Source organism: Bacillus sp. JJ1764, from assembly GCF_036962145.1.
Lineage (GTDB): Bacteria > Bacillota > Bacilli > Bacillales > Cytobacillaceae > Neobacillus.
In genome coordinates this window covers 22,841-32,073 of the sequence record NZ_JBALNY010000050.1, presented here as the reverse complement: position 1 = coordinate 32,073, position 9,233 = coordinate 22,841, and the positions used below count along the sequence as shown (strand labels likewise).

Below are 9,233 nucleotides of genomic sequence, written 5' to 3'. Positions count from 1 at the left end.
ATTTTTAGTTATAATTTACTTATATGTTTAATGTAGTGAATTTAAAATTAAAGAAATTACTTGGATAATAAAGATTTAATGGGATAAAATTATTCTCTCTATTATTAGTTAATATAATGAAAATCTTATATGACAAATATATCAACTTTTGATTGAAATATACCGAAAGTAGGAGTAAGCATTATGGATGATTTATCTAAGGCGTTTTATGAGTACAATTTTAAGGATATAATTCGTGAAAGAACAGATACGCAGTACGAAGACTTCTTTTCTAAGGTAATGAAGCATAAGTTTAAAGATAACTTTATACCCTGCCAACCATGGGGAAGAGAAGGAGATAGGAAAAATGATGGGTATCTTATTAATGAGAGGTATCTGTTTGCAGTGAATGGTCCTCGGAGTCTAAATCAAAATAGGATGATAAATAAAATTGAAAGTGATTTGGAAGGAGCTTTGGACTACTGGGAAGATTATTTCGATAGATGGTCTTTTGTACATAATCAAACAGGACTACCGCCAAAAGTAAATAAGAAGTTGCTTGAATTAAATTCTAAATATGAGCAGATTGACCTTAGTTTTTGGGGACCTAGTGAACTAAAAGATATTATTTTCTCGCTTGAAGATTTTCTTATCGACGAGATCTTAGGACCAATCCCTTCAAGGAATAATTTCACAAATTTAACCTTTGAAGACATTCAACCAGTCATTAAATCAATATCTAAAAGGTCTAATCCAAGAGAAGAAGACTTTATTCCAGTTCCAGAAGATAAATTAATGATAAATGGATTCAGTGATCCAATTATAGAGTTAATTAAAACTGGAATAATTAGAGCTCCTTTAGTTAGGCAATATATGAACTTACAAACTAATATTAATCTAGGAGACCAAATTGCAGGTACATTAAAGAAACAGTACGAGCATTATAGAGATGTATCATGCTTAGATCCAGATGATATATACAGTGAACTTGTTAAGTTTATATCAGATGAGGACAAAAAGGGCGATCAAATTTATATGGTTGCAGTACATACTGTTCTGGCATATTTTTTTGAGCAATGTACAATTTTTGAAAGCGTAGCTAGTGTTTAACTATGTATAATGAATGTTATATAGAACTAGAGAAGATAGTTATTGGTAATTTAAAAAAGAAAAAAAAGTTAAGATTATTGATAGGAAAAGGGGGAGCTAAAGTGCTAACACCAACAAAAAATTTACATGAAGATAAAACTATTTTAAAGATTGGTGCTAGGATTTTATCTTTTTTAACTTCTCCAAGATCGTTAAGTTCGACATGGGAGGCTTACCTCAATTTCCAAAATCAGGAATTAAATAATGTACCAAATATTCAATTTGATTTGTTTATACTAGCTCTAGATTTTTTATATATCGTAGGGGCGATTGAGTATGAAGATGATTTATTATGGAGGGCAAATTAATGATTGAAAAAATATACAGTACTCTTGATACATTTGAGGAAATAAAACTCCATAATGGGTTAAATATATTGCTTGCTGATATTACAAAAAAATCTACCGATAAGGATACAAGAAATGGATTAGGGAAAACTACGTTCGTTGAAATAATACATTTTTTATTTGGTGGTAGTTGTACCAATAATAGCGTTTTTAAACTTCCTAAGTTTAAAAATCACTTTTTTATTATGGATTATAGGCTAGAAGATACTAAATTTATAGTAAAGAGGCGTGGATTTGATTCAAATTATGTCTATGTGTGCTGTGAAAAGGGAAGTAAATTTGAAAGCCTTTTTGGAAATCAAGAGAAAAAAATGAAAGTAGCTGAATGGAATGAATTCTTGGGGGATTCGTTATTTAATTTAGACAATAAAGATCCGAGAATAAATGAGAACATCAAGTTTAGAACGTTATTTCCATATTTCGCTAGAAAGGCTGCTGATGGGGGATTTCTAGAAGCATCAAGATATTATAAAAATCAAAAAGTGTTTCCTACACAGATAGCACTTACTTATTTACTTGGACTTGATACAAAACTGTCTATAGATCAAAAAAATTTAGAGGAAAAGAAAAAAGAAATTACTGATCTTAAAAAAGTATTAAGGACTGATGCATATAAGGAAATCGTTAATGAGGGAATCAATTTAGATACAGAAATCACTATTTTAGAAGAAAAAGCTAATAACTTAAAAAAAGAGCTTGAAAATTTTCAAGTACATCCAAAATATAAAGATATTGAAGTTGAAGCAAGTAGCTACGCTAAGCAAATTTCTGACTTAAGTAATAATAATTTTATGGATCGACAGATAATAACAGACCTTAAAGAAGCATCAAAGAATGAAGATATTATTTCAGATATTAATATTAAAGATCTATATGAAGAAGTGAAGGTAAAACTTCCAGATACATTAGTTAAGACTTTTTCAGAATCAAAGATATTTCATGAAAGATTAATTAGCAACAGAAAAAATTATCTTAGTTCTGAGCTAAATAAGTATGAAAAATTAGTTAAGGAAAGAGAGGCATTAATAAAGAAACTATCGCTTGAACAGTCCAAGAAGATGGAAATTCTTAATACACATGGAGCATTGGAGCAATATTCTTTGCTACAATTAGAATTGAATGAATTAGTTAATAAAATAATAACTTTTAAAAATCAACAAAAGCTTTTAATTTCAATACGTGAGGAAGAAGCAAATTTAAAAATAGCAGAACAGAAATTAATAATAGAAATTACTAAATCGCTAGAAGAACACGCTAAAACAAAACAAAGAGCTATTTTGTTAGTAGAAGAAGTATCCAAATCATTATATAATTCGGCAGCACAATTAAATATTGGTCAAACTAAAAATGGTAGATATGACATTGAAATGGTTTCTAGAAACCAAGGGAGTACTGGTATAAATAGTATGTTAATTTACTGCTTTGACATGATGATGATTCAAATGTCTTCATATTTGGGCAGAAAAATGGATGTTTTGGTACACGACAGTGCTCTTTATGATCCTGTTGATGAAAGACAGATAGCAGAGGCATTACGTTTTGGGAAAGAAAAATCCTTAGAAAAGGGATTCCAATATATAATCACGTTGAACTCAGATGATCTACCAGAAAGTGTAGAGAGTGAAGTGAAAAGCAACATACTTTCTAAGGTGCTTACTGATTCTGATGAATCAGGTTCTTTACTAGGTGTCTATTATTAAATCGTTTTGTAACTACATAACTTAATCAACAGACAGGCGCAACTCTTCAGGTGTGAATTGCGCTCTTTCTTTATGTAAAGGGTCGGATTGAGGAATAACACTTAATAAGGAAATTGGCTATTTATGTTAGAGTTTAAAGAAGAAATGTACTTAAGCTAAAGGACAGGGAGTGGAAGAAGGTATTTATTTTTTAAAACCAGATTATATATACATAACACTCTAAAACTAAGTTAAGGTGGATTCTAAATATAAAAGAGTTCTATTCGACTTTGAAATCGAGTTTATGAATGGCGGTGGACTTCAAGGGCAAGAATTCCGTCTTGATATTGATCGAGATGACATTTCAGACGAAGATTTAGCTAGGTATATTGTACAAGATATGAGGTTGCTAATGGTTGGTAAAGTAAGGATACTAAACAAGAAAATCAAAGAAGAAGAACATAAATGAAGATCTGCTGAAGATCAATATTAAAATTTTATTTTTCAGTACTTCAAGGATGAACCGCTAAATGAGGTGGCTTTCTTTTTTGACTAACTGGGTAGTTAATTTAAGAAAATAACCCCTCATATAATCCTAATTTGTGGTAATGTTGAAGTATAAATCTGTATTTTATGCATTTTATGGCCTGGTTGCTTTAGTTGGTCCTTTTCTTGTTATTGAATATGCCGTAGTATAGGAATTGATAATTCTAAGCAAGTTAAGGTATTAAGGTCTGAAATTAAAGAAAAAAAGAACTAAAAGATTACAAGGAAAATAAGACCAAGATAATTTTTCTTATACAACTAACCGATGCTATAGTTTAACAATGAGTCTGTCAATTGACGGTCTTTTTTTTGTACGAATACAGGGATTAGTTGATTAGCTAATCCATGTATTCGCTACTATTCTTATTATTTTCTGTTTTCCATAGCTTGATCAAAGCGTCTTAGAACTTCTGAAGCTACTAAATACACCAAGTGGATTCTAAAAGTACAATCGTTTAAATCCGATAGTCCTGGATGAGATCCTTTTCTATGGATTCTTTTAAATACGCCATTGATAAAGTTTTTGCCATCATTATAAATCTCATTAAGTTCACTAAATAAAATTGGAGGATTTGTTCTTCCTAGCAGATCTCTTTTTCCATTATCGCTCTGAATCTTTGCGCTCTCAATGGGATCGATTTGATCAGCAATATCGTTAAATAATCCTTCCATAAAAGACCTTAATTGAGCATTTGAAGATTCCCATTTAGAATCATGAAAATTATCTATAGCTTGGTCTAAATGTACTTTCAAAGTATTCATTTGATATTTATTTAGCAATCTTTCAATTTCATTTTCAATGATTACAGGTGATAAATCCCCGGGAAGTTTTCTCCTTAAAGACATGCCATCTATTATAAATCCATCCTTAATTAAGGAATTGAATAGTTTTGGATGCTTGTCTTTAAACGTTGTTACTTCCCATCCATTCATTCGGTCAATAAGTTCGAGTTCATCTTCAATTAGATCTTTTACTATATCAAAAGTTAGATCTTGAGATTCTCTTTCCTCTAATCTATTTGATATTAAGTATCTGGTTAAATTGTTGATTCTATCTGTCTTTGAAGAACCTAACGTTTCATTTTCGACACTGTGTATTAATGAAAATTTACCAATTTCAGCATGAGTTTTCCCTTCTAGCAAACCCAACGCTGCTATTAAAGTTTTACGTGATACCAAATGGCATTCCTCCTAAAATCTAATAACTTAATTTTACCATAAATGGATGTTTTTACTTAATTTGTATTCAGTTGAAAATAATGGTCTTATGAGTCGATTGGCAGAATTTGAAAGATAATGTTCCTAGAACAAATCCAGGAAGGTAAAGCACGGGAAAGGTAGCGAGAGGACTTGAGAGTGTGGACCGAAGAAGTTTAAAAGGCACAAATAGAGCATGAACTGAAACTCCTAGAAACCAATTCTTGCAATCGTGTGGAGGATATAACTGGTATAAATAAAAGCACGTTGATAAAGGTTTAGAAACTGAAATGGATCGACAATTTCTTTATAAAAGAACATATTTAATATAAAGTCCTACTTTAGCACAGTATGGTTTAAAATATTTGATTTGTAATGGACTTGAATCCAAGTTTATGATCAAGGATGGCTCAATCCAATTTCAGGATCGGGTCATTTTTAATAAAGATTTCGATATGAATCTTTAAGCTAGAAAAGGGAGAAAAATATTTAGAAATGGATATTTGAGTTAAAATAAACAATGTGAAGGAATGTATTTAAACTAAAGTGGAAGTTTAAGTGAAGAATGGTATTTATCTTGTGTTTTACAATAGTGCTAGATTCTAAAACTGGTCCTATTTAAGGTTAAGTCGTAATAAAGTTGTATCCTATAAATTGGGGAGGTATAAAATGAATAAACATAAAATTAGAGAGGAAGTATTTGAGGGAGATATTCATCGATGTACATATTGTGGTACTGAATTATCCAGTAATTCATTTCAGGTTGACCATATTATTCCAAGAAGCGTGGGTGGTAAAGATACAATTGATAATCTTGTATTGTCTTGTACTAATTGTAATAATTATAAGGCAGATAAGAATTTTAAAGATTTCTTGAGTAAGTTGGTAGTTGAAAATCTCAATACATGAAATGTATCTAAACAATATTAATGCTATAGAACAATTACTTAATTTAGAGATTGAAGATTTAAAAGCCCAAGAAGCCTTAAATAAAATGTTATTTTCCAATGTAATGACCGCAATTACGTTAAGTGATCCCCCTTATTTATTAAAAATTTTGTTGAAACTGATCCAGAGTTTAAAAAAGAAATTTAATTTATCAGAAATCTTTACAATCCATTATTCTATCAAAGATATTATGGTAGATTATTTGCTTGACATAATCTACCATAATATAAACGTTTCGTTTCCTGAGAATCTAAATGACATTCAAAAAATGATTATGATTCGACATGATATAGTACATAGGAATGGAAAATCAAAACAGAGTAGTAAAATTAACATCGACAAAGAAATTGTTATTAAAAGTATTACAATTATTAATAACCTTATAGAACGTATAGATAATGAAATAAAAATTATTAATAAATTCTCTCATAACCCTGTTGTTAAAAGGTCTTTGGCTGCCCAACTCTAATTTTGGATAGTTATATCGTTCATTAATTGGTCTAATTTCCCAAATATTAGTCGTCTTTTTCTAAAACACTACATTTAATGGAATGTGGTTATACTAAGGTTTAGTTAGAAAAGATTGTGAAGGATTCTACCTAAACTATAGGGTGCATTACTTAAAGATTTTGCTGCTTATGGCAGCCTTTTGTACGATGAAAATAAAGTATTAGACTGGGAAAAAATAGCTTTAGACAAGAAACGTGTTAAGCTAACGAGGAGTAATGTTAAATAAGTGTCCGCAATGAAAATAATGCTGATAAACGGAGAAAATATAGTTTTGACTGGCATTATAGTAAAAGTGGGCTGTTAGTTTATCACTATCTAAATATCCAAATTGTGTTACAATGTTTCCAAATGGATTATGAGAGACTCATATTGTTTCTGCCTAAAAAGTTGTTAGTAATATGTTCATTATCCCTAAAATAACGGGCAGAACAAAATGGAAAGAACTTAATAACTAAAAAAGCAGAGGAAAATGAAAATGTCGCAAAGGCAAAATCTGAGGCAAGGGAATCCAGGTAATCAAGGCAATCAAGTTAAACAACTCCTTTCGTCAATCGTTACTGCAATCATCTCGGCAGTCGTTGTGGGATTAATATCCCATTTTTCTTGGAGCGCGCAATACAAGACCGCGTTAGAGGATAAGATTGATGATAAGAAATTTGAAGTCTATAAACAAGTGGCTTCAAACATGGCTAGACACCAATTGCTACTTTACTCGAAATTGAAAGTGAAATTGACGGCGTATACGGAATCTAGTGGAAAGGTACTAACCGTCGAAGAGTATAAGGCACTTGATGAGAGATTGAAAACGAATTTACCCCTCGAATATCAAGACATGTTAGAGTATGATAAAAACCTGCCTGAATTGTATGGTTCATTCTACATGGCAGAAGCTATGTTTGGAGAGGCTACCGATAACGCATTGAAAGATTACATGAACAACATACTCAATAAATCTGCAGAGCAATATTTGAACGAATATATTGCTGCCGCAAAGTTGCAGCCAGGCCAGACGTACACGATTAAAACAACTGATTTTATCGATTTTGTTGAACCAACCGTAAATGTAGCTAGAGAACGAGTTATGCTATCTATGAGAGATGAGATCGGTGCATTCAAGTAGGCTTTAACAGAAAGATCAGAAGATATTGGTTTGCGAAAACCCAACAAGTACTAAAAGATAAGTGATTCTGCTTAAACCATTAACTGAATGATAGCTAAGGAGGGCGATTGATCAATGTTATACAATTTTATCCTGGCCCTTCGCATCTGATTTAAACAGCTTTTTTTGATATTGTTTGGTTGGGTAATTTATAAACAAAACTGTCGTTTTTTTGAATAAAATAGTGCATAATATATTTCTGTAGTTGTCTAATCTATAAAAATAAAGAATAACTAGAAAATCGTCGCTATATGTGTTGATATTAATGGTTATAAGATAATTTGTACAAAAATTGTTTTACCTATAAGGTCTTATCGGAGAGAATAATACCAATAATTTAAAAACGATTAAATCCATGCCCCTCCGTTTAACCGAAAATGTCTCCGTTGAGGTGCGCGGTGAAGCATTTATGCCGAAACGGTCCTTTGAAATGTTAAATGAGGCTCGCAAAGAACGTGGTGAAGAGTTGTTTGCCAATCCAAGAAATGCTGCAGCCGGCTCATTGCGGCAGCTTGATCCGAAAATTGCAGCAGCAAGGCGACTCGATGTCTTTTTATATGGAATCGGTAATCCGGAGGCAATCGGGGCTGACTCCCATAGTGGGGCCCTCGATTATTTGGACCAACTAGGCTTTAAAACCAATAAGGAACGCAGAAGATGCGCCACCATTGATGATGTCCTCGAATTTATTCAAGGCTGGACAGAAAAACGACCGCAGCTTCCATATGAAATTGACGGTATTGTGATCAAGGTGGATTCTTTGGATCAGCAGGCTGAGCTGGGGACAACGGCAAAAAGTCCGCGATGGGCAATTGCTTACAAGTTCCCTGCTGAAGAAGTAATCACGACTCTCCTAGACATCGAATTAAGTGTTGGCAGAACGGGTGTCATTACCCCGACTGCGATCCTTGAATCGGTAAAAGTGGCGGGAACCACCGTGCAAAGGGCTTCCTTGCATAATGAAGATTTAATTCGCGAAAAAGATATAAAAATCGGTGACAAAGTTGTGATTAAAAAAGCAGGGGATATCATTCCGGAGGTTGTCAATGTATTGGCAGACCAACGGACTGGAGAAGAAGTTGACTTTTACATGCCGACACATTGTCCGGAATGTGAAAGTGAGCTTGTCAGACTGGATGGCGAAGTGGCCCTCCGCTGCATTAATCCCAAATGTCCGGCACAGATCCGTGAGGGTTTAATTCATTTTGTTTCCAGAGATGCAATGAATATTGAGGGCCTTGGTGAAAAGGTCATCAGCCAGCTATTTGCAGAAAAATTGATTTCTGACGTAGCCGATATTTATAAGCTTACTCGTGAACAACTGATGGAACTTGAACGCATGGGGGAAAAATCTGTTTCCAACCTATTGCAGGCGATTGAAGCATCTAAAGATAATTCTCTAGAAAAATTACTGTTCGGATTAGGGATCCGCCTTGTTGGAGCAAAAGCGGCGAAAACTTTGGCCCAGCAATTTGAAACAATGGAACGACTTGCTTCTACTTCTAAAGAGGAGTTAATTGCCATAAATGAAATAGGCGATAAGATGGCTGATTCGATCGTTAGCTTTTTCGAACAAGAAGAAGCCAAGGAGCTTATTCAGGAGTTGGTAGCTGCCGGTGTAAATATGGACTATAAAGGGACAAAGCCGGTTTCTGCAGAGGAATCTGATTCTATTTTTGCAGGAAAAACAGTTGTTCTCACTGGGAAATTGGAGCAATT

General features: G+C 32.9%; 8 protein-coding genes and 1 pseudogene. 8 read left to right on the top strand and 1 reads right to left on the bottom strand.

Translation table 11 applies throughout. The features are described 5' to 3' along the window. The first annotated feature begins 183 nt into the window (after positions 1-183). The 4 genes from V7083_RS08220 to V7083_RS08205 all read left to right on the top strand — a co-directional run bounded on the left by V7083_RS08220 (position 184) and on the right by V7083_RS08205 (position 3,623). Complete coding sequence (locus tag V7083_RS08220) at positions 184-1,089, top strand: ABC-three component system protein (protein ID WP_335476947.1); 906 nt, start codon at positions 184-186, stop codon at positions 1,087-1,089. Between the two features lie 101 nt (positions 1,090-1,190). Next, positions 1,191-1,436: an ABC-three component system middle component 6 gene (locus V7083_RS08215; protein WP_335476944.1), complete on the top strand. Its 246-nt coding sequence runs from the start codon at positions 1,191-1,193 to the stop codon at positions 1,434-1,436. Then, a complete protein-coding gene (locus tag V7083_RS08210) occupies positions 1,436-3,175 on the top strand; it encodes a DUF2326 domain-containing protein (RefSeq protein ID WP_335476942.1) in 1,740 nt (579 codons plus the stop codon). Before V7083_RS08215 ends, V7083_RS08210 begins: the two co-directional genes overlap by 1 nt. 283 nt (positions 3,176-3,458) lie before the next feature. Continuing rightward, the gene (locus tag V7083_RS08205) at positions 3,459-3,623 is read left to right on the top strand and encodes a cyclase (protein ID WP_335476940.1); all 165 of its coding nucleotides are present in this window, start codon (positions 3,459-3,461) and stop codon (positions 3,621-3,623) included. Between the two features lie 443 nt (positions 3,624-4,066). On the opposite strand, the gene V7083_RS08200 is transcribed toward V7083_RS08205, so the two are convergent. Further along, positions 4,067-4,879, bottom strand: a complete 813-nt coding sequence (locus V7083_RS08200; protein ID WP_335476938.1) for a hypothetical protein — start codon at positions 4,877-4,879, stop codon at positions 4,067-4,069. Between the two features lie 687 nt (positions 4,880-5,566). Between V7083_RS08200 and V7083_RS08195 the strand changes: the two genes are divergently transcribed. The 4 genes and pseudogenes from V7083_RS08195 to ligA form a co-directional block, all read left to right on the top strand. After that, the gene (locus tag V7083_RS08195; protein WP_335476935.1) at positions 5,567-5,806 is read left to right on the top strand and encodes an HNH endonuclease; all 240 of its coding nucleotides are present in this window, start codon (positions 5,567-5,569) and stop codon (positions 5,804-5,806) included. After that, positions 5,787-6,314, top strand: a complete 528-nt coding sequence (locus V7083_RS08190; RefSeq protein ID WP_335476933.1) for a hypothetical protein — start codon at positions 5,787-5,789, stop codon at positions 6,312-6,314. The genes V7083_RS08195 and V7083_RS08190 overlap by 20 nt, the downstream gene beginning before the upstream one ends. A gap of 516 nt (positions 6,315-6,830) precedes the next feature. Beyond that, positions 6,831-7,475: a hypothetical protein gene (locus V7083_RS08185; RefSeq protein WP_335476931.1), complete on the top strand. Its 645-nt coding sequence runs from the start codon at positions 6,831-6,833 to the stop codon at positions 7,473-7,475. Between the two features lie 346 nt (positions 7,476-7,821). Beyond that, a pseudogene (gene ligA / locus V7083_RS08180) lies at positions 7,822-9,233 on the top strand (NAD-dependent DNA ligase LigA); the annotation flags it as partial.